15 protein-coding genes and 2 pseudogenes are annotated in these 20,136 nt (G+C 61.2%); 11 read left to right on the forward strand and 6 right to left on the reverse strand.

Features of this window, described 5'->3' with window-relative positions; translation table 11 throughout:
- Positions 1-55: 55 nt before the first annotated feature.
- Positions 56-676: a hypothetical protein gene (locus IE126_RS21020; RefSeq protein WP_189382116.1), complete on the reverse strand. Its 621-nt coding sequence runs from the start codon at positions 674-676 to the stop codon at positions 56-58.
- A 25-nt stretch (positions 677-701) separates the two neighbouring features.
- On the opposite strand from IE126_RS21020, the gene IE126_RS21025 reads away from it, so the two are divergent.
- From IE126_RS21025 to IE126_RS21055, 7 genes and pseudogenes are all read left to right on the forward strand, one after another.
- Positions 702-1,688, forward strand: a complete 987-nt coding sequence (locus tag IE126_RS21025) for a polysaccharide pyruvyl transferase family protein (protein ID WP_189382117.1) — start codon at positions 702-704, stop codon at positions 1,686-1,688.
- Between the two features lie 20 nt (positions 1,689-1,708).
- The gene (locus IE126_RS21030; RefSeq protein ID WP_189382118.1) at positions 1,709-4,300 is read left to right on the forward strand and encodes a glycosyltransferase family protein; all 2,592 of its coding nucleotides are present in this window, start codon (positions 1,709-1,711) and stop codon (positions 4,298-4,300) included.
- Positions 4,301-4,307: 7 nt separating this feature from the next.
- The gene (locus IE126_RS21035; RefSeq protein ID WP_189382119.1) at positions 4,308-5,456 is read left to right on the forward strand and encodes a glycosyltransferase; all 1,149 of its coding nucleotides are present in this window, start codon (positions 4,308-4,310) and stop codon (positions 5,454-5,456) included.
- Between the two features lie 223 nt (positions 5,457-5,679).
- The gene (tnpA, locus tag IE126_RS21040) at positions 5,680-6,069 is read left to right on the forward strand and encodes an IS66-like element accessory protein TnpA (RefSeq protein WP_189382120.1); all 390 of its coding nucleotides are present in this window, start codon (positions 5,680-5,682) and stop codon (positions 6,067-6,069) included.
- Entirely contained in the window at positions 6,066-6,305 is a 240-nt protein-coding gene (gene tnpB, locus IE126_RS21045) for an IS66 family insertion sequence element accessory protein TnpB (protein WP_189382121.1), read from the forward strand. The genes tnpA and tnpB overlap by 4 nt, the downstream gene beginning before the upstream one ends.
- 45 nt (positions 6,306-6,350) lie before the next feature.
- The gene (locus IE126_RS21050) at positions 6,351-6,524 is read left to right on the forward strand and encodes a DUF1153 domain-containing protein (RefSeq protein WP_229825763.1); all 174 of its coding nucleotides are present in this window, start codon (positions 6,351-6,353) and stop codon (positions 6,522-6,524) included.
- Positions 6,508-6,795: pseudogene (locus tag IE126_RS21055) on the forward strand (transposase domain-containing protein); the annotation flags it as partial. The gene IE126_RS21050 and the pseudogene IE126_RS21055, both read left to right, overlap by 17 nt.
- 101 nt (positions 6,796-6,896) lie before the next feature.
- Here IE126_RS21055 and IE126_RS26410 read toward each other — a convergent pair.
- The 3 genes and pseudogenes from IE126_RS26410 to IE126_RS21065 form a co-directional block, all read right to left on the reverse strand.
- Positions 6,897-7,109 (reverse strand): annotated as a pseudogene (locus tag IE126_RS26410) (IS110 family transposase); the annotation flags it as partial.
- A 141-nt stretch (positions 7,110-7,250) separates the two neighbouring features.
- Complete coding sequence (locus IE126_RS21060; RefSeq protein WP_189382122.1) at positions 7,251-9,362, reverse strand: glycosyltransferase family protein; 2,112 nt, start codon at positions 9,360-9,362, stop codon at positions 7,251-7,253.
- Complete coding sequence (locus IE126_RS21065; protein WP_189382123.1) at positions 9,359-10,612, reverse strand: hypothetical protein; 1,254 nt, start codon at positions 10,610-10,612, stop codon at positions 9,359-9,361. Before IE126_RS21065 ends, IE126_RS21060 begins: the two co-directional genes overlap by 4 nt.
- Positions 10,613-11,049: 437 nt before the next feature.
- On the opposite strand from IE126_RS21065, the gene IE126_RS21070 reads away from it, so the two are divergent.
- The 4 genes from IE126_RS21070 to IE126_RS21085 all read left to right on the forward strand — a co-directional run bounded on the left by IE126_RS21070 (position 11,050) and on the right by IE126_RS21085 (position 17,989).
- Entirely contained in the window at positions 11,050-11,982 is a 933-nt protein-coding gene (locus IE126_RS21070) for an IS5 family transposase (protein WP_189382124.1), read from the forward strand.
- A 531-nt stretch (positions 11,983-12,513) separates the two neighbouring features.
- Positions 12,514-15,123 (forward strand): polysaccharide pyruvyl transferase family protein, encoded by a 2,610-nt coding sequence (locus IE126_RS21075; RefSeq protein ID WP_189382125.1) that lies wholly within the window; start codon positions 12,514-12,516, stop codon positions 15,121-15,123.
- Positions 15,120-16,925 (forward strand): hypothetical protein, encoded by a 1,806-nt coding sequence (locus IE126_RS21080; RefSeq protein ID WP_189382126.1) that lies wholly within the window; start codon positions 15,120-15,122, stop codon positions 16,923-16,925. Before IE126_RS21075 ends, IE126_RS21080 begins: the two co-directional genes overlap by 4 nt.
- 128 nt (positions 16,926-17,053) lie before the next feature.
- Entirely contained in the window at positions 17,054-17,989 is a 936-nt protein-coding gene (locus IE126_RS21085; RefSeq protein ID WP_054304706.1) for a hypothetical protein, read from the forward strand.
- 49 nt (positions 17,990-18,038) lie between these two features.
- Here the strand turns inward: IE126_RS21085 and IE126_RS21090 are convergent, their stop codons facing one another.
- Positions 18,039-18,695 (reverse strand): ABC transporter ATP-binding protein, encoded by a 657-nt coding sequence (locus IE126_RS21090; protein WP_189382127.1) that lies wholly within the window; start codon positions 18,693-18,695, stop codon positions 18,039-18,041.
- 9 nt (positions 18,696-18,704) lie between these two features.
- A complete protein-coding gene (locus tag IE126_RS21095; protein WP_229825757.1) occupies positions 18,705-20,051 on the reverse strand; it encodes a sugar transporter in 1,347 nt (448 codons plus the stop codon).
- Positions 20,052-20,136 lie beyond the last annotated feature (85 nt).

Consider the following 20,136-nt stretch of genomic DNA (forward strand, 5'->3'; position numbering starts at 1 on the left):
AAAGCGCAGCGCCCATTGGGCCCGCGTCGAGGCGTTGCAGGCAGAAGCCAAAACCTCAAACAGCCAGATCGAGGCCCTGATGGCGGAAAATGCCCTGCTGAAACAGGCGCATGAAGATCGGCTCGGGGATATCGCGTCTCTGGTCCTCGAGCGCGATACCAGTCTTGCCGCCGCGCATCAGGCGGTTACCGAACGCGAGCAACGGATCAGTCACATGCAGGATGATCTGCGCGAGGCGCAGCAAAAGCGCAGCGCCCATTGGGCCCGCGTCGAGGCCCTGATGGCGGAAAACGCCCGGTTGAAACAGGCGCAAGACGATCGGCTCGGAGAAATTGCGACCCTGACCCTCGAACGCGATACCAGCCGCGCCGACGTGCATCGGATGGCCGCTGAACTTGAACACCGTATCCGTTGCCTGCAAGATGATCTGCGCGAAGCACAGGAGTCGCGTGATGCACATCAGGCCCAGATCGAAGGACTGAAAGAAGACCTCGGCCAAAGCCGGTCCGAAGTTGACGCCTTGCTGGCCAGCGCATCCTGGCGCGTTACCAGGCCTTTGCGAAGCGTCAAACAGGCTTTGCGCGGCCGCGAATAGTATCGGCGCGAGGATGATGTCCTCGCTTTCGTAGCAAGTAAGGTAATCAATTGAAATTTCTGTCTTGTCGCGGTAGAGCAAGAGCAGGGCATCGGGGGATAAAGCATTGCGGATAGGGCTTGTCGGCTACTTTGGCTGGGGAAATTATGGAGATGAACTTTTTCTCGAGGTCTACAAGCGCGCTTTCGCCGGGCACGAGCTGATCTTCTTCCATACGGCGGAACCTGCAGGATTGAAATCCGATGTCGAGGATCTGGTTGACTCTGTCGATGCGATCGTGATCGGTGGCGGTGACCTGCTGATCCCGTGGTATAAATCCTGGTTGTACTGGGATGAACGGTTTCTAAAAAAACCTGTATTTATTTTTGGAATCGGTGTTCCGACCTGGGGGAAAATAAATACGGAGGTCATGGAGCATTATCGTCGGTTCCTTTCTCATCCCAATGTTCGCCTGATCGGGCTGCGAGATGCTGAAAGCCTGGCATGGGTTCAGAAGAACCTGCTTGCGGAAGGGCCGTTTGGCTTTTGGCCGGATATGGTTTTGGCACTGGATTTTCCGGTACAGCAACCGGATTCCAACCGGGTGGGCTTTGTCCTGCGGCATCAAAATACCTATGTGACGGAACCGCTTTACCGCGCAGCAGAGGTCGTTGCCGCTGCCAACAAGGATCTCGCGCTGATTTTTCTTTCTACGGGACGCTCCAAGAATGATGATCTGGAGGTCATGCGGCACTTCGACTTCCCGAATATCGACTTGATTCATCGTGACAGCTTGCAGGGCCAAAGCAATGCCATTGCCAGTTGCAGCCATCTGGTCAGTATGAAGTTTCATGGCGTTGTTGCCAGTTATAAATGCAGGGTCCCGTTCATTTCGCTGAGCAGTGCAGACAAATTCAAATCTTTCTGTATGCAAACCCATAATGAGGCATATTCCAGCAATTGGGCTGACCCGGCCCTTCCTGCAAAACTGGAGAAGCTGTTCGCCGATGGCGGGGATTTCTCCAATCAGGATGATCTTGTCAATGAAGCACGCAAAGGTGTTGAGGCGCTGCGCAGTGCCGTAATTGGCGTAAAAAATAACGCGCAAGAATAAGACTAAGTAGGAAATTTATCATGTCATCTCTGATTTCGCATGTGAGCGTCAAGGACGGGCGTCGCATTTTGGGCTGGTGCTTTGACCCATTGGCCTCGGGTCAGCCCAGAAAGCTGCAGGTCGTCGCAAAGGATGGGAAATCCATTCCAGTGGAGGCGAAAGAGAAGCTTCCGGAATGGGCGCTGCGGTCGATCCGCGCCGCGCACCCTGAAATTTCGATGGAGTCCCTTGCCTCCGCAGTGGGATTTTTCCAAATAACACTTGGGTCTGATGTTATTCAGGATTACTCGGAGGTTTCAGTAAAGGATATTAAATACGGGCGCGACCTGAATGGATCGCCCCTCGTTGTCAAGAATAAATTGGTTCGAGGCAGCCCTGTTAAAACAAGCCGTTATATCAGCCTCGACGATAAAGATCTTCAAGATCTGAGTTTTCGGAGTTTTGTTGAGCTTGTTCGTAATAGGCAGGCTGCAGGGCAAATAGTTTTAGCATTGCCTCCGTTTATCAGTTGGAATATTCCACTGTTTCAGAGGCCTCAACACATGGCGTCTGCCATAGCTAAGGCTGGCGGGCTTTTTATTTACTTCAGCGATTGCTATCAGGATACCAACAGAGAAATTGTTTTTGATGGTGAAAATCTGATAATTGTTGCGCTTGATCGAGATTTCTTTGAGAGATTTCTGATCGAGGTAAATAATGTTCATTATATTCTCTACTCCACATCGCCGCAGGATCTTATTCAGAAATTTCAAGAAACAGGTCAGCGCCTGATTTACGAATATGTCGACCACATCGACCCTAAAATTTCCGCTGGCTGGACGGAAGGCTGCGTTCGAAATTGGCGCAGCCTGTCGGACTCCAATACTCACGCAATTGTTGCCACAGCAAAACTTTTGCACGAAGAAGTTCTTACCCGTTTTGAAGAAGACCGCGTTGCGCTTATCCCCAATGGCGTCAATCGCAGCCATTTCCAGCACGCACGCGACCGCCAGACCATTCCGCCAAGTTTTCGCGAAATTATTGACCGAAATCGACCAATTGTCGGATATTACGGCGCTATCGCCCCGTGGATTGACTACGAGCTAATTGCACAGTTGGCCGCGGTTTGCCCTGAAATCGACTTTGTATATATTGGCCCCCTCTACCTCAAGGAGCAGGCCGATCTGCCTGTGGCGCCAAATATATTCTGGTACGGCGCGGTAGATTATTTTGATCTGCCTCATTACGCCGTCTGGTTTGACCTGTCCTTCATCCCGTTCGAGAAGGGCGATATTGCCTCGACAACCTCTCCACTTAAACTTTTCGAGTATTTTGAGCTCGCGAAGCCGGTCGTGGTGACGTCCTGGATGCTCGAGTGCATCCAGTTCCCCATTGTTCGTCACGGCCGAACTGCAGAGGAAATCGCGGTCCATATCCACGAGGCTCTTGATGGATGGACTGAAGCCGATACCGCGGCCAGTCGTGCGCTTGCGGCCGAGCATGACTGGCTGCGCCGTGCCGAGGACTTTGTCGACTTCCTGAAGCGTCTGGATTCTCCTCGTCCGATGGCAGGGACTCCGGTGCATGTCGAGGATATTTTTGTTGCCAGTAGCAGTCGAAATCTAAGAAAAGGTGGATTGAGCTACGAAGTCATTGACGATCAGATTACTCTTTTCCCAAACACGGTCTCTACCGCATCGGGCAGCGTTCTGAACTGGCGCCTTCAGGTGCCGCGTAGTGCATTCGGTGCGGAAAACGCAGTTCTGGAATTCGATTTCGGGTTTGCGATTTCCGGCAACGACAATGTTGTCAGCATTGATCTGCTCAGTGGAGACGAGGGTTTTCGTTTTTCCACGACAGCGCATGGTGCGGGCAGTTCGGATATGCGCAGGGTAAGGCTGCCAATTGCGGCAGCATGTAACGAGATCGCGTTGCGCATTCAAAGTTACAATGATCTGCAACTCAACTCGAACAACACAGCCTTCCGTTTTTCCAATTTCCACTGGCTGAATGCGGATGCGCAAATCTATTGCAATGCCACCCCTGTCGAACGGAATGGCCATCGCCCTAAAATCGCACCGCCGCAGGCGCAATCCATCCTGACCAGTGCGCGGTTGCAACGGCTCGCCGGACCGGTCGAAAAAATCGAACAGTTTTCTCCCTCTTCATTCAATCTTCCAGACGGTCCTGTCGCGCTCGTGCTGCCTGATCGCCCGGAAACCGGTGATATGGTGGAGATGTTGATCGAGCCGACGTCAGAACTGGTCGCGGTTGATCGGCTGATGCGCCTGAAGCTATGTTCCCCCCACTACAACCCCGGAACCTCCGGGAGGGTGATATATTATGTCGCCTGTGAGGAAGATGTGGTTTATTTTGAAGACGTTTGCCTGTTTGCCGGATTGAACGAACTGATCGTTCCGGCCACGGGGCAGATACGGATCGGGCTTCTGTGCATTGACAATGATGCCGGATGGCAATGGCGCGATCTTAGCAGTGTCGAGTTATTCGATATCGAACTTCTGCCTCCTGATGGCGCGGTCCAGCCCGGTGCAAGCTCTCCTGCCGGCACCGCGATATTCGCTGCACCGCAAGGGCTGGAGGCATTTCGCATTGCCAGGCTGACCCGGTCATGATGGTCTGATGACAACGAGGCGGGTTTTACACCTTCTCGAGGCAGCGGGCGCTGGCGGTCTGGAGACGCGGCTCGAAACGATCAGACGCCTTGATCCGGTGGCCGAGCACGTCATTATTGCTCCTTCGCATGCGAAGGTAGCCGTCAGTGCTTTTTGGGGAGGCTCGTTCGTCGAGCTTCCCTATGATCTTGATGATAAACTGAGCATTGCCAATGCCGTGGCGTTTTCGCCTTGGCTGCTTCGGCTGAATGCCGGTGCCGGCTCTGTGGTGCTCCACAGTCACACCCCCTATGCAGCGATCCTGCTTGCGATCGGCGCAACCCCGGACATGACCCATGTACATACCTTACACGGGCCGATGTGGTTGCCCTGGCAGGGCAAGGGGCGGAAGATTTATGAGGCGGTTCTGGCCCGAAACGTCGATTACCTCATTGGTGTTTCGGACGAGATGACCGACAGGATCCATGCCCTCATCGCATCGCGCCCTGTGGTCACACTCAGCAATGCCGCCGCGCTGCTGCGCCCACAGCCGGACGCCCGTCCCTCGCAACCGCCGACCGCCATCGCTTTTGCAGGACGACTGGAACATAATAAGGCCGAGGGGCTGGAAGCCCTGTTCTCGCTTCTTGCAAGCCTGCGTGGCGGTCCGCGCCTCGACATCTTTGGTGACGGAGCATTGCGGGCCCGGCTGGAAACCCTTGCAGCGCCCTTGGGGTCCAGAATTCGCTTTCTGGGCACCAATATGAATTTCACGGACCAGATCCGTAACTATGATGTAATTGCAGGGGAAGGGCGGGTTGTCCTCGAAGCTCTTGCCGCCGGAGTGCCGGCCCTGGTTTGCGCCGCACGGTTGAGTGGTTTTGTAACGCCCGACACCTTGCCGCGCCTGCTCTATGCGAATGCAGCGCTCCGCGGGATGGGGCGAACCCCGGAAGTCACCGCCGATGCTTTGCTGGCGCCGCCACAGCCTCCGCACCTGCCAGAGACACCATCTGTTGCAGCGATCTGCCGCAGCCTAGAAACACAGACTGTCTACAGCAGGGCGCGTACCGAACTTGCGACCCGTGCCAAAGCTGCATTTCGCGCCTATGGCGGGGTCTATCAATATGCCTTCGACGCACTCGATTATGTCGGGCAGGCCGGGGAGCCATGGTGAAAAATCCCGTGGCAGGTCAAGCCGAACATCGCGTTCGCGCAGCTCGGCCGGATAGGCGGGGGTGAATCTCTGCTTTGTCATGGGCTCATCCTTTGAGTGTTTTACTCTCCGGTAAACCCGGGGCGTGTGTGGATTGAACGTAAACGTTTCCTGGACCACACCTTCCAGCCTTTGTCCTGATTGTCGCATTTGAGGGTTGTGATGATCGGAACGGATTTTCTCCATGGAGACTGCATTGGAGGTTCTCCCGGTCGGTGTGCGTAGCCGCCGGAACCGGAAGTGGCCGGATGAGGTAAAGGCGCGGATTGTGGCGGAGACGCTTCTGCCGGGCGCAACGGTGAATGAAGTGGCACGCCGGCACGGCTTGCCTGCGAACCATTTGTCATCGTGGCGAACGCTGGCACGAAAAGGGCGACTGGTTCTGCCCGCGCCGGAGGATCCGGTGGAATTTGCGGCGCTGATGGTCGACCCGGTTGATGAGACCCGGGGTGGAGACGCGGGCGCCGCGGTCCGCCCCGAGATTGTCGCCGGCACCGTGGTGATCCGCCTGGAAACCGGGGCCACGGCGGAGCGGATTGCCGCGGTCGCGCATGCGTTGGCAGCGCGGCCATGATGTTTCCGTCGAACCGGGTGCGGATCATGGTCGCGACAAAGCCCGTCGACTTCAGGAAGGGACATGACGGCTTGTGCGCGCTGGTCGCCTCGGTGCTGCGCAAGGACCCGTTCACCGGCACGGTGTTCGTGTTCCGCTCGCGTCGGCTGGACAGGCTGAAACTGCTTTACTGGGACGGCACCGGTCTGGTGATGGCCTACAAGCGGCTGGAGGGCACAACTGTATTGACCCAGTGAAAATCTGCTCATGCTACAATGGAGAAGGTAGCGATGAGTGTGACCATGGACGACAGCATCAAGCGCTGGACGGCGAAGCGTAAAACCGCGTTGGTGATCGAGATCATTCAGGGCAAGACCACGGTGGCGGAGGCCAGCCGGTCCTTCGACCTGTCGCCCTCGGAGATTGAGGGGTGGGTCGATGACGCGAAGCGGGGGATGGAGCCGGCTGTTTCTTGAGGATGGCCGCGTCGACATCGACTCCAACCTCGTCGAAAACGCCATCCGCAGCCCTGCCATGAACCGCCGCAAAGCGCTCTTCGCCGGCCATGACGAAGGTGGACGCAACTGGGCCCGCTTCGCCAGCCTGATCGGCACCTGCAAAATGAACGGCGTCGAGCCCTATATATACTTGCGCGATCTGTTCACGAAGCTCGCCAACGGCCATCTCGCTCAAGACATCGACGACCTGATGCCGTGGGCCTACGCCCAGCAGAGCCGGGAGGCATAGGGACCTCGTCTCGTAGTCCCTGACGAGCTACCGACCGCCCTCCGCTTCATCCCAACACAACACCCCGCAAGCGCGACATCAATGGGGCATGGCCGCCGCTTACGATGGAGGCCATAGCCACACGGCCCAGCCTCATAGCAGAAATGCAGCCGCGCCCCGCCTGACGCCAGTTTCTCAACCAGTTTGCGCACCTGATCGGGCCGATGTGGCACCGTTCCGAAGTGCCGGACTTCACCGCCTCGTTCGCCCTGTGCAATCGCCACCGAAATCGTCGCCTTGTGGACATCCAGCCCGATGAACGTGCTATTCTGCATGTGGTCTCTCCCCCGTTCCTGAGGCTCGGTGCCAGCCAATCTGGCGCAACCCTCGAATAGAGAATGCCGCGGGAGAGGCCACCGACCTGGTCAACTCGTCCAACGATCATGGGGTCTAGAGCATGATCTACGACTGGTGCCTCACCCTCGGCCAGACGCCTCCCGCCGGACGGATACGTCAAAACCTGCGTCCCGCAGATATCTGCGGGTCAGGATATGCCAGTCGCGTTCGGCGGCCATGGCGCGCCTCCGGGAGGCCGATACCGGATCGTCGGAAGCCAGCGCATCGGTCAGGGCTGTTTGCCATTCCGTCACCTCCCGGGCAATCCGCAAAAGTGGTGAAGGCAGGTTGATCGTTTGCATCGGAGAGGAGACAACCGGCAAGCCAAGAGAGAAATACTCCCATAGTTTTAGCGGGTTAACCGCATCCATTGCCAAGTTTACCCGAAACGGGATGATCAGGGCATCACAGCATGCCATGGCCGCAGCCCCTTCCGGGCGTGCAACGGCGCCTGTGAAAACCACGTTGGGCAGCGACATCATTTTCTCGGCAAGCACCGACCTGGCGCCCAGCCGGCCCCATTCGATGTTCCCGCATAAAAGGAAGTCGGTCTGGGGCCGGCCTTCGCAAAGCTCTGCCATCAGTTCCCAGTCAAAGAAGTCCGACAGATTGCCCAGATAGCCGACAAGCGGGCGGGCACCGGATGCAGCCGTTTCCGGCAAGGCGCCACGCGCTGCGGCAAACGCCGACAAGGCGACCCCGTTGGTTACCGTACTGTGGCTGCGCGCTTGCGCTCCCTTGCGCTGCGCCAGAACATCCGAAGTGAAAAACACATGCCGGGCGGCGGCCAGAGCCAGAGCCTCTTGCCTCTCGACCTCGGGCAGTGGCGCGCCGCTCGAAAAGTCCAGCGTATAGTCATCGTAGACTTCATAGATTGCATCGGCATTCTCGGACAGGATCTGGAACTGGTCGGGCTTGTACAGCCAATGGGTAATGACCACTTCGGGACCGAAAAATTCCCGCGCCACCGCTTCGGCCAGATCCCCCCGCGACAACCCGCGCTTCAGCAGGGGGCTGGTGGGGATTTCAGGCGGCAGCCCGCCAGTCAGCAGCCGCATTGCCAGCACCCCGGGGTGGGGAGAGCGTGGATGCAACAGCGCCTCGTCCCGCAATCGGCCCCCGGCTGCGGGATCCCGCTTCAAGAGGGTTGCATAATGGCTGTGCGGGTCGATGAACAGTAGCCGGCTGTCGGCGGGCAGATTGTCAGCAAGCGCGATCAGCATCTCACGGCGGTGAAAGCCCTCCCAGTCGGCGATGCCCCACACCACCAGCACGCGCCGCACCGCCGTGGCGACAGCCGCAGGCCCGGCGGGATGTAGTATCGCATGCCAATCGGCGAGCGTCTTGTCGACGGCGTGATCAATCCGCCGCTGATTGCGCGCTTGGGCAAGCAGTTTGATCCGCCCCTGCGAGCGGGACAGCATCGCGATCAGCCGCGCCCGCATCTCTTTCAGGGCCGGGCGTAGCAGGGGTGGCCAGCCCGAAGCATGAACATCGGGCATCGGCAGGGTGCCTGCGGCCAAGGCTGCGGGGCGGAGTGTTTCAGCATCATGAGAAAAGTCCGGGGGGATCAGCAGAAAACCCGTCTCTGACAGCCATGCGTCAAGTCCTGTTGCCTCTGGTGCGACATCAATGGCGTAACGCAGCCCCGGCGCGCTGTTGATGCGCCGCCAGAGCATGCGATCCCTTGCCGTCTCGGGAAGCGGATCAAGCAGGCGCAGCCGTATACCGGCATCCGGCATGTCCTTGTAAAGTGCCACAAGCAGGTCGAGAGCTGCCGCCAGCGCCGCGGGGGAGGCCGAAATCAGGCCCATATCCGTTTGTTCCGCCCTGATCGGGGAGCGGAAGGATTCCCCGGACACGGCGGGAAGCAGCGTGATCCGGCTGGCAGGCAGATCCAGACGCCGGATCAAGAGTTCCAGCAAAGCTTTGTCGCTACAAAGAAAACGCTCGACACCCGTCAGATCCGGGGGGGGGTCCACCTCCAGATCCGAGGGCAGAAGATGCACGATCAAACGGTTTCCCGGCAAAGCCGGAACAGCGCGCAACCCGTGGGCGAGAACAAGATCGGCTTCGGCCTCGGGCACATCGGAAAGGAAGATGGCCCCCGCCCTCGCCGTCAGTGCGATCTCCAGCCCTTCCCAGCCCGGCGGCTTCGGCCCGCGGGTCAAAATCCTGACCGCATCGCTCATGCGCATAGCCCGGTGCCGGTCCCGCGGAACTCCACGAGGCTGGCGGCAAACCGCTGGCGAAGACAATGCGCCAGAACCGCCGGGTTCCCGGCCCCTTCCGGCGGGCAGAATGCAAGGCTGCGGATGAAATCCCCCCGACGCAAGGCAAGCAGGGGGCCACCCGGCCCGTCATCAGGATATAGAACCGCAAGTTTGGCCCGGCCATGTTCCAGCCCGAGCAGAAGATCCCCGATCAGGCCCGGGTCGGGCAGAAACTGTTCTTCGGGCAGGACGACATGGCTTACATCAGGGGGCAATTCCCCGGACCGGACGGTTTCGGCCAATGGCAGCACAGGGCCGCAGGCGGCCCCCCCGGTGCCGGTGGTCAGAACCGCCCAGCGGCAGGATGGTGGCGTCGCGCCGATCTGCATGGCGATCTGTTCGCGCCGGACGGCATCATGGCGGAGCTTCTGCCGCCCGTCCGCAGCCGGAACCGGCTCGCATTGCAGGATGTGGTCACAAAGCCCTCTCAGGGCATCGAACTCCGGCTCATCCGGCTGATCATCCAGGTAAATGACCGGAAGCTGGCGAGCGTGGAAGGTCTCGACCATCTCAAGAAGTTCAGGCCGCGGTGCGCCGGCCTGTAGCATCCGGCCACGCCAGCTGCCCCCATTGCCAAATCTGGCCCCGCCAAGCAGCAACAGATGCGGGCGATCACGTTCCAGCAGGGCACGCCAGTTGTCAGGTCTGGGCAACACCAGCCCGAAATCCTGCCCGGCAAGGGCTACCTGGGCCTTGTCCAGTATCGCCATTGCCCGCCAGGCGGCACGGCCATCGGGGTCGGGCCAGCCCAGAAGCATGGGGTTGGCTTTTCCCGCCGGGGCAAGGCCGGCGGAGTGCCGGATCAGATCGCGCATCACCTCGGCGATCAGCCCGCTATCGGGGAAGGATGTCGGCGTATCGGGAAATACGTCCATCAGGTCGGGCCGGCAGCCGGCAGAGATCAGTTTTGTGGCCATTGCCATATCCCGCACCAGCAGGTGATCGGCCATTGGCGCCAGCGGATGCGGCCGTTGACCGGCCATTGGCGAATCCCAAAGCAAGGGGCAGCGCGCGATCCGCGCCGCTTTTAGCGCCAGCATCGCCGCCGTGCCGCCGCCGCCGGTGACGACCAGCGCGGCGCGACACTCTGCAATTCGGGCCGCGAGCCGTTCAAGCGACCCGGCACGTTCCGGGAAAAGCTCTGTCGCCAGAGGCCGCGGGGCGGGCATAGGCAATGCCCGCAAGCGCGCGTCGATGGCCGGATCACCAGAGAGCAGCCGCAAGACCTGACCGGGACGAACCCGGTAGGCAGGGCCGCGCGACGCCGGATCAGGGCCGCGATCCACCGGAAGGCAGACCCCGCTCTCATTGCCGCCGTGAAACCAGCCTGCCACAGCCCGCAATACTTGTGCAGAATGCCCTCGATCAAGGGCCGCAAGTGTTTTCGCCGACAGATCCAGAGAGCGGAAATCGGGCAAGTGAGGCACAGGCCGCGGCCCCTGCCCGTCGCTCTGGCTTGTCTGTAACACGCGCACCCCTGCTTTGATCCGGGCTGATTTTTATCAGGGCCCCGCTGCGAATTCCATAAAAACACACACCGGCGTTGTTGCAGAATTCCGCAGCGAGCAGGATTCACACGTCGAATCCATGGGTTTAAGTGGCTTGTATGACCAAGCCTGAACCCGCCCGCTACAGCACGACGAACTGGAAGTCCTACAACAGGGCCCTGAAGCATCGCGGTTCTTTGCTGATCTGGCTCGACAAGGACTTAGCCTGGCAAGGCGCCAGGACTGGTGGGAACGGCCGGCCAGCGGTGTTCAGCGATGCGGCCATTCAGTTCTGCCTCATGGTGAAGGTTCTATTCGGGCTTCCGCTGAGACAAACGACCGGGATGGTGGAGAGTATTCTGTCGATGGCCGGTCTCGACTGGCCGGTGCCTGACTTTTCGACCCTGAGCCGTCGGCAGAAGCGCATCACGGTGCAGATATCGAACCGCCGTGCGCCGGGTCCACTGAACCTGCTGGTGGATAGCACGGGGATCAAGTTCCTCGGCGATGGGGAATGGCTTGCGCGCAAGCATGGCACACAGCGCCGACGCCAATATCGTAAGGTCCATCTAGCGATGGATACGGCCACCGGCGACATCCGTGCAGTAGAGTTCACCTCGAGCGACAAGGGTGACAGCCCCGTTCTGCCGCATCTGCTGGACCAGATCCCTCCCGATGAACAGATCGGCACCGTGACCGGCGATGGGGCTTTCGACACAAGGCGCTGCCACACTGCAATCCTCAAGCGCGGCGCGGCAGCAATCATCCCCATCCGCAAGAACGGGCGACGATGGCGGGAGGATTGTCCCGCCGCCGTTGCACGCAACGAGATCCTCCGCGCCACCCAACGCTTGGGAAGGGCAGCCTGGAAACGCTGGTCCGGATATCACGCCCGAAGCCGGATCGAGGCCAAGATGAGGTGCCTCAAGGCCTTCGGAGAACGCCTCGCATCACGTGATCCGGACCGCCAGACAGCCGAAGTCCAGATCCGCGTTGCACTCATGAACCGCTTCAATGCACTCGGCACCGCCGAGATCAAACGCGTGGCATGAATACAAAGGGGAAAGGGGCGCTTCCGGACAACAGCAGACTTCTGCAACAACGCCGTCCGGATCACGCGCTCGACCATGCCATTATCCGGCATTATGCTGGCGGTGCTCTTGGTTTCGGATCTGCTATTGTGATGGTATCCGGAGCTTGGGACATCAGGAGCACGTGAGTGTCGGCAGACCGAGCTACAGCAGCGGGCCGAGAGCCCGTTCCGTTATATGGTCGCCCCTGCGGCTCGCCCGGATGTGCCGAGAGCACGGGTTTGTAAATGCTGAGTGCTCACAGCAAGCACCGCCTTGCATCTCGATAGCCCCGCACATTGACCTTTCATCCCTTTCTGCATAGAGAAAACCTGCATCTCGAACCCGGAGCGACCATGCAGATGACAGGCCCAGTTTCCGCACCGTCCCTTGCCGGTCTTGCTGCAGGGGCCGTCTGATCCAACATGATTCCGGGCCTCCCTTCCCCTTATCTCACCCGACCGGGCAGCACCCACGCCGGTCGCAACGGCCATGTATGCAAGGAAGCCGACGATGAACGACCCGGAACAGACATATGACGTTGGAATACTGGGTTGGTGGTACGGCAAGAATTATGGGTCGATCCTGACCTATTACGGGCTGAACCGTGCCATCGAGGAACTGGGCTTTCGCACGCTCATGGTACATGAGCCTCTGGGCTACAACGGCTACCGCGTGCTCTGGCCCGATGACATCCTGTCGGTGGAATTCGCCCGCCGGGTCGGCTATCACTACACCACGCAGATGCATTTCTCGGAACTGCCCGCGCTGAACGCCCGGGCGGGCACGTTCATTGTCGGCTCCGACCAGCTGTGGAATCCGCTGATTGGTCGGGTGAACGACGATCTCTTCCTGGATTTCGTCAGCCCCAAAAACCGCCGCGTCGCCTATGCCACCTCCTTCGGCAATCGCGGCACCAAAAAGTTCAAGCCCGATTTCATTCAGAAACACAGCGCCAACCTGCAGAAGTTCAACGCCATCTCTGTGCGTGAGGGCTATGCGGTCGATACGGCCCGCGAGGTCTTCGGCGTCGAGGCGACCCAGGTGGTGGACCCGGTCTTCCTCTTGCCCGCCCGCGCCTATGACACGCTGGCCGACAAGGCCGGCGTTGACATGTCCGGCGACTACCTGGCCGTCTTCTATCTTGACCCGACACCCGAGAAACGCGCGGTCGCGCTTGCCCTTGCCGACCGGCTCGGGCTGCAGCGGATCGTGGTCATTCCCAACCCCGATGGCGGGCGGCCGCTGTCGGAAGAGCTGTTCGCCGATCCGCGTTTCGAAATCCTCGCCGAGGATGCGCCCGAGAATTTCCTGCACGCCTATCGCAAGTCCAGCTATGTGGTCACCGACAGTTTCCACGGCACCGCCTTTGCCACGATCTTCGGCAAACCCTTCTCGTCGATCTACAACACCCATCGCGGGATCGACCGGTTCAAGAACCTGCTGGACTGGCTGGGCTTCGGCGAAACCCGCCGCCTGACGGAAAACGATACGGCCGAGACCCTGGCCAACAATCCGAATATCGCCCTGACGCTGGATTATACCGGCGCCATGGCCCGGATTGCCGAGGGACGCGCACGTTCGCGCGCCTGGCTTCAGGCCGCCCTGACCAGCGAGGCGGGCACCACCGCCGCCATCGCCCCCCCGCCGCAGGCCGCAGGCGCGCAGCGCCCGGGCCGGTTCACGGCCAGCAATGCCGCCTGGGAAATCACACCCGGAGCTGAGGGCGAGGATCTGACCGTCGCACCGGGCGGCGCGGTGCGCGGCAACCAGGTCTGGTGCGATCTGCCCGCACGCCCTGCCCCCGGCAGCGCCTGCCGGCTGGTACTGGACTGGAAACTGCGCACCACGGCCCCGGCCCTGAACCTGCATCTGCGCAATCCCGCCACCGGCGATTTCCAGGTGATCGGCAAGGTGGCCGTGGAGGGGCGCGTCGACCAGGCCCGCCGGGACACCGTCGACTTCATCATGCCATCGGGCGAGTTCAGCCAGCTCATGCTGGGGGCCGTGCATTTCACCGGCCCGCGCGGCGGTGCCCTCGTCACCGGCCTGGCGCTGGAAGAGATCGCCCGCTCCGAAATGCGCAAGGCACCGGCGAAGCCCAAGCCCGCCACCCATGCCGAAATCGCGCTCAAGCTGGCGCTTGATGACAACGACCGTTTCGTCAAGGCCCATGCCCAGTCCGGCCGTTCGATCACCAGCGCCCGGGCGCGGCTCATGTTCCATGCCCATGCCATCGAGAAGGGCCTGAGCCGGCTGGATTTCCGGGGCGGCTTCGGCAAGATCTCGGTTCCGGCCCTGGCACGGGAGATGAACAACTGGCTCGACGCCGGGCGCGACCGGCAGGATGCCTTCCTGCGGACCGCCGCCTCGGTCATGCAGGCCTATTTCGACCGGCACCGCCGGATTGATGTCGATGTCTCGGCCTTTCATGCCCTGTTCGGGGCACCGGCGCTGGAGCTGATCGCGCAGGCCGGACCCGCAGAGGGCGGCGTGCTGACCGCCGCCGCTTACCGCGAGCCGGTGCCGGATGTGAATCCCGACAACCGCTTCCTCGACGTGGTCTATGGCCGCCGCAGCATCCGCGATTTCACCGCAGCTCCGGTGGCGGATGCCGATCTGGCGCGGGCAGTGCAACTGGCCATGCAGGCGCCTTCGGTCTGCAACCGCCAGGCCGGACGGGTGCATGTCTTCTCGGACCCGTTCCGCATCCAGGCGGCCATTGACATCCAGGGGGGCTTTGGCGGCTACAACACGCCGCCGCGGCTTCTGCTGGTCACCGCCGACCTGAACGCCTTCCTCTTCGCCTCGGAACGCAACCAGGCCTTCGTCGATGGCGGTCTGTTCATGATGGGCCTCCTGCTGGGCCTGCAACATGTGGGCCTGGGCGGCTGTCCGCTCAATACCGCGATGAATACCGAGCGCGAGAATGCCCTGCGCAAGCTGCTGGATATTCCCGAGAGCGAGGTCTTCATCTCTTTCGTCGCGGCGGGTCACTATGATCCGGCGATCCTGACGCCGCGGTCGCGCCGTCTGGATGTGGAAGAGGTGATGCGCCGCCACGACCGGCCCGCCACGACCGGGGAAGCGGCTGCGCCGTCGCAGACCGAGGCGGTGAAGTGATACAAGGCCCCGCTTCCCGGACGACGTTCCACGTCCTGCAGCCCGCGATCTGGCCCGAGGCCGGTATCTCGACCGAGATCATGCCCTATATGACCCCGCGCGGCCCCTGTGTGTCCTCGCTGGGCCGGGGGGGCGTGACCTTCGCGCCGGGCGGTACGCTTTCCGTCGACGGGTATTTCAACCTGTTCAACCTCGGCAAATGGCGCGACTGCTGCGGCGACATTCCGCTGTCGCTGCGCCTGCGCGGCGAGGGCAGGCTGCATGTGACAGTCTGGCTGGCCCGCCATGACAAGTCGTGGGACCGGATCCTCAGTGAGCCGGTCACCCTTCTGGGAGAGATGACCCTGCCGCTGGACCTGTCGGAGGCGCAGGCGCCGCAGATGGTCCTGTTCTTCGAGATCACCGCGCTGAGCGACGGAAAGCTGGAAGATTTCGCCTGGGGAACCCCTCTTCCGCCGCGCCAGTTGCCCGAACTCATGCTCTCGGTCACCACCTTCCGGCGCGAAGCCGAGGTGGCCGATACCGTGGCCCGCTTCCGCCGCTTCCGTGCCGCCTCGCCGCTGCGCGATCATCTGCGGATGCTGGTGGTGGACAATGGCCAGTCGCTTGCGCTGGAACCGGGGGACGGCGTCAGCTTTCTGCCTAATGCCAATCTGGGCGGGGCGGGCGGCTTCTCGCGCGGGCTGCTGGAGGCCAGGGCCAGCGGTGCCACCCATTGCCTGTTCATGGATGACGACGCCTCGGTGCATATGGAGGCGATCACCCGCACCTGGACGCTGCTGGCCTATGCCACGGACCCCCGCACCGCGGTGGCCGGGGCCATGATCAATGCGGATCACCGCTGGCAGATCTGGGAAAACGGCGCCGTCTTCAACGGCGGCTGCCGGCCGCTGTTCCATGGCACCGACCTGCGCGACCGCGAGAAGGTCTTCAGGATGGAATTCGACACCACCGGCCCGATGCCCGAGGGGCATTATGCCGGCTGGTGGTATTTCGCCTTCCCGGTCGACCAGGCCCGGCATATGCCCTTCCCCTTCTTCGTGCGCGGCGATGATGTCAGCTTCTCGCTGGCCAATGACTTCCGCTGCGTCTCGCTGCCGGGCGTCGCCTCGTTCCAGGAAAGCTTTACCGACAAGGCTGCGCCGCTGACCTGGTATCTCGATCTGCGCAGCCATCTGGCCCATCACCTGAGCCTGCCCCATAAACAGGCCAGCTGGGGGCGGATGATGCGGATGGTGGTGAACTTCTATCTGCGCACCGTCCTGCGGTTCCATTACGACAGCCTCTCGGCGGTGAACCTGGCGATCGAGGATGTGCTGCGCGGTCCGCAGTTCTTCGACGCCCATGCCGATATGGCCACCCGGCGGCAGGATCTGAAGGCGATGACGGTGACAGAGGCCTGGCAGAAGCTGGACCCGCAGAAGCCTGTCCCCACGATCCGCCATGGCAAGCTGTCGCGCTGGCAACGTGCGCTGCTGCTGCTGACACTGAACGGCCATCTTCTGCCCCTCGCCACCCGCTTTGGCAGCGATCTGGTGATCGAGGCCGCGCACCGCGAGAACCACCGCGAGATCTACGGTGCCCGGCAGATCACCTATCTCAACGCCGCCCGCACCTCCGGGTATACGGTGACCCGCGACCGCCGCCGTTTCTGGCGCGAAAGCCTGCGTCTGGCCCGGAACTGCCTGGCCCTGCGCCGCCAGCTGCCGCAGCTGCGGGCAGAATGGCAGGGCACCTATGCCGGGCTGACCTCGGAAGAATTCTGGAAAGCGAAACTTGCGGTCGCAACGGGTGGCACCTAGCCGTTCCGGCCTCGGTGCTCCGGCGGACAGCCTGCGCTGGCCATGATGAATCACATCAGCAAGATCGCCGCACAGTGTGATGTCCTGTGCGATTCGGATCGAGCTGGGATATGACAAAGGACGAAAAGATGCGGACGATCTGGATTCACATCGGCTCACACAAGACCGGGACAACCACCCTGCAAAGCGCCCTGAAGGCTGCGGGGCGCAAAGATGCCCTGCAGGGGATGTCCTACTGCCACCCGGTCGGCAAGATCAATTCCAACGCGCTGATCGATGTCACCGGCAAGGGCGAAGACATGCGCTGGACCCTGAATCCGCTCATCCTGAAGCGGCGGATTCCGGAGGAAGGGGATTGCATCATTTCAGCCGAACGCCTGTTCTGGCTGGATGATCAGGCGGAAATCGCCAGGATTGCGAAGATCCTCCGCCGCCGCTTTGATCGCATCATGGTCGTGGCCTATCTCAGGCGTCAGGATCTTCTGGCCGTTTCGTTCCGGAAAACCACCGTCGCGACCCAGGTCGGGCGGCGTTTCTTCGGGGACAGAATTGGCGCCTTCCCCGAATACCAGCCCCATATGGACAGGTATTTCTGCTACGCTGAAAAGCTTCAGCTCTGGGAAAACGTCTTTGGCGCCGAGAACGTCATCGTCCGCAAATACGACAAGAAACATCTCGTCGGCGGAGATACGGTCACCGATTTCTGCAGCCTCCTCGGGATCGACAGCAAGATCGCCGTCAAGGAACAGAACACCAAATGGAACCGGAGCCAGCTGCTGGTCGGGATGTGGCTTCAGGCCAGAAATCACGATTGCAAGGATGTGCCGCGGATCATCGCGGATATCGAGGATGACCAGCAGCTCATGCCGGCGCGGTCAGAGGCTATCGCCTTCATGCAGCGCTTCGCCGCGTCAAACGCCTTGCTGGCCCGGAAATATGATCCGGAAGGATTGCCCGGATATTTCGATGACGATTTTTCGCGTTTCCCGGAACAGGGCAATGACGATCTCTCGACTCTCACGATCAGTCTGGATGACATCGAAAAACGCCTGATCCAGGCATGAGCCGAAAGGAAGCAGGGCTGTGCGCAGCCCTGCTTTGGCCCGCGCGGGCTCAGACTTCCATCAGGCGCTTGTGGACGGTGATGGCCTCGTCCAGATCGTCAAAGACATACAGCCGGCCATTTTCCAGGATCAGACCGGCATCGCAATAATCCCGCAGGGCATTCAGGTCATGCGCCACCAGAATGGCCCCCGATTGCGCCATGCGGTCCCGGAACACTGTCCGGCTTTTCTTGCGGAACCGGGCATCGCCCACGGCCGTCACCTCGTCCACCAGATAGGTGTCGAATCGGATCCCCATCGAGGCGCCGAACGCCAGCCGCGATTTCATCCCCGAGGAATAGCTGCGCACCGGCATGTGGAAATGGCTGCCCAGCTCGGCGAAATCCGCAACGAAATCCTCTAGCTCCTCAGTATCCACACCATAGACCCGCGCCAGAAAGCGCACATTCTGCGCGCCCGTCATTTCCCTGTGCAAAGATCCGCCCAGACCCACCGGCCAGCTGATCGTGCCATCTGACAGAATGCGCCCGCTGTCCGGCTGGATCGAGCCGGCGACCATCCCCAAGAGCGTCGACTTCCCTGCCCCGTTGCGCCCGAGCAGCGCCAGAGATTTTCCCGGCGGCAGGGTGAGCGTGAGATTATCCACGATCACCTTGCGGCTATGGCCAAGGCTATAGCTCTTGCAGAGGTTGACGAAGCTGATCATCGGCCCGTCTCAGTTCCGGTCACGGATACTGTAATAGATCAGAACCCCGATCGACCATGCCAGAAGCAGGAACAGCGCGGTCAGCGCCGACAGCACGAAGCGCTGCGGGAATTCGGCGGTCTGCGGCAGAGTCGGCATGATATAGGGCGCCAGATAGAGGTTCTGCCGCGAGGCATTGGCGCGTGCCACATCCACCGCCGCCAGAGCGGCGCGATAGGTTTCTTCGGCAAATTGCAGATCGACTGTCAGGCTTTCGAATTCGGCGATCAGCGCAGGGTAATTCTCACCGGCGATATGGGTCTCGCTGTCCGAGGAGAAGGTCTTGCGCTCGTCGGCGATGCGGTCGCGGATCACCTGGATGCGGCGGGCCGCCTGCTGGCGGCGCGGGTCGCCTTCTTGGGTGGTGCCCAGCACGATGTCATTCTCGATCAGGGCCTGGGCCAGCTGCTGCTGCAGGTTGTTCAGCACCCCCATCCGCCCCTGAATATCTGCGGAGGGGTCCACGATCTGGGTGCGGGTGCGGAAGCGGCTCAGCGCTTCGCGGGCGGCTTTCAGCCGGTTCAGCGCGGTTTCCAGATCCTCGTTGGCATAGCGCATCACATCGGACCGCGCCTGCGTGTTCAGGTCGTTGATGCGGTTCTGGCTGGCTTTCACGATCTCGGTGGCGATGCGCTGCGCATCCTCGGCCGAATAGGCCAGAACGCGCAGCTCGATCAGCCGGGTCGACTGGTCATAGGAAATCCGCACCATGCGGCCCCAGAACCAGTGGAGCTGTTCGATCGTGGCATCGGGCCAGAGCGACATCAGCGGATCGGAGGGCCAGTGCACCGCATAGAGATCGCCGAGCCCCAGCCTTTCGTCGATCACCGCGACGACTTCCTGGCTCTGGATATATTCGTAAAGGATATCGGTTTCCGAGGAGCTGCCACCGCCCGCAAACTGGGCCAGCCCGCCCAGAAGCTCGGTCGACGAGGTCGCCCCTTCCTCGCGGCGCACGGTAAAGCCCACGGTCGAGGCGTATTGATCCTGCGCCACGAAGAACAGATAGGCCATGGTGACCAGCAAGGGCAGCATCACCAGAATGACAAAGCTGACGAGGATGCCACGATGGCGCCGGTGCACCCGTGCAGGCCCCGCCGGTGCGCGGATTCCGGCTGGTTGCGGAGCCGGGGCGGCCTCGACAGGCGCCGGGGATGGCTCTCCGGACGGGTCTTGCCCGGCAGGCATCGGGGTTCCGTCGCGCAGATGGGCCGTGATAGCCTCCAGACGGGCTTCCCGTACAGGATCATCTCCGGTCGCGGCCTGAACCCCAGCCGCCTTGCGACGACGCGGGGCGGCAGCGGCCTTGCTGCGCACCCTCTTTCCGGCGGCACTGCGGCTCACACCAGCAGCCTTGCGACGGGGACTGCCCGCAGCGGATGATGGGGTTTCGTTGTCCTGC

It is taken from the genome of Gemmobacter nanjingensis (genome assembly GCF_014652195.1).
Lineage (GTDB): Bacteria > Pseudomonadota > Alphaproteobacteria > Rhodobacterales > Rhodobacteraceae > Gemmobacter > Gemmobacter caeni.

Coding starts and splice junctions, on each gene's coding strand:
- IE126_RS21065 (WP_189382123.1), bottom strand. CDS start 10,612: ATGCCCGCCCCGCGGCCTCTGGCGACAGAGCTTTTCCCGGAACGTGCC.
- tnpB (WP_189382121.1), top strand. CDS start 6,066: ATGATGTTTCCGTCGAACCGGGTGCGGATCATGGTCGCGACAAAGCCC.
- IE126_RS21060 (WP_189382122.1), bottom strand. CDS start 9,362: ATGAGCGATGCGGTCAGGATTTTGACCCGCGGGCCGAAGCCGCCGGGC.
- IE126_RS21090 (WP_189382127.1), bottom strand. CDS start 18,695: ATGATCAGCTTCGTCAACCTCTGCAAGAGCTATAGCCTTGGCCATAGC.
- IE126_RS21035 (WP_189382119.1), top strand. CDS start 4,308: ATGACAACGAGGCGGGTTTTACACCTTCTCGAGGCAGCGGGCGCTGGC.
- IE126_RS21030 (WP_189382118.1), top strand. CDS start 1,709: ATGTCATCTCTGATTTCGCATGTGAGCGTCAAGGACGGGCGTCGCATT.
- tnpA (WP_189382120.1), top strand. CDS start 5,680: ATGGAGACTGCATTGGAGGTTCTCCCGGTCGGTGTGCGTAGCCGCCGG.
- IE126_RS21075 (WP_189382125.1), top strand. CDS start 12,514: ATGAACGACCCGGAACAGACATATGACGTTGGAATACTGGGTTGGTGG.
- IE126_RS21085 (WP_054304706.1), top strand. CDS start 17,054: ATGCGGACGATCTGGATTCACATCGGCTCACACAAGACCGGGACAACC.
- IE126_RS21050 (WP_229825763.1), top strand. CDS start 6,351: ATGGACGACAGCATCAAGCGCTGGACGGCGAAGCGTAAAACCGCGTTG.
- IE126_RS21070 (WP_189382124.1), top strand. CDS start 11,050: ATGACCAAGCCTGAACCCGCCCGCTACAGCACGACGAACTGGAAGTCC.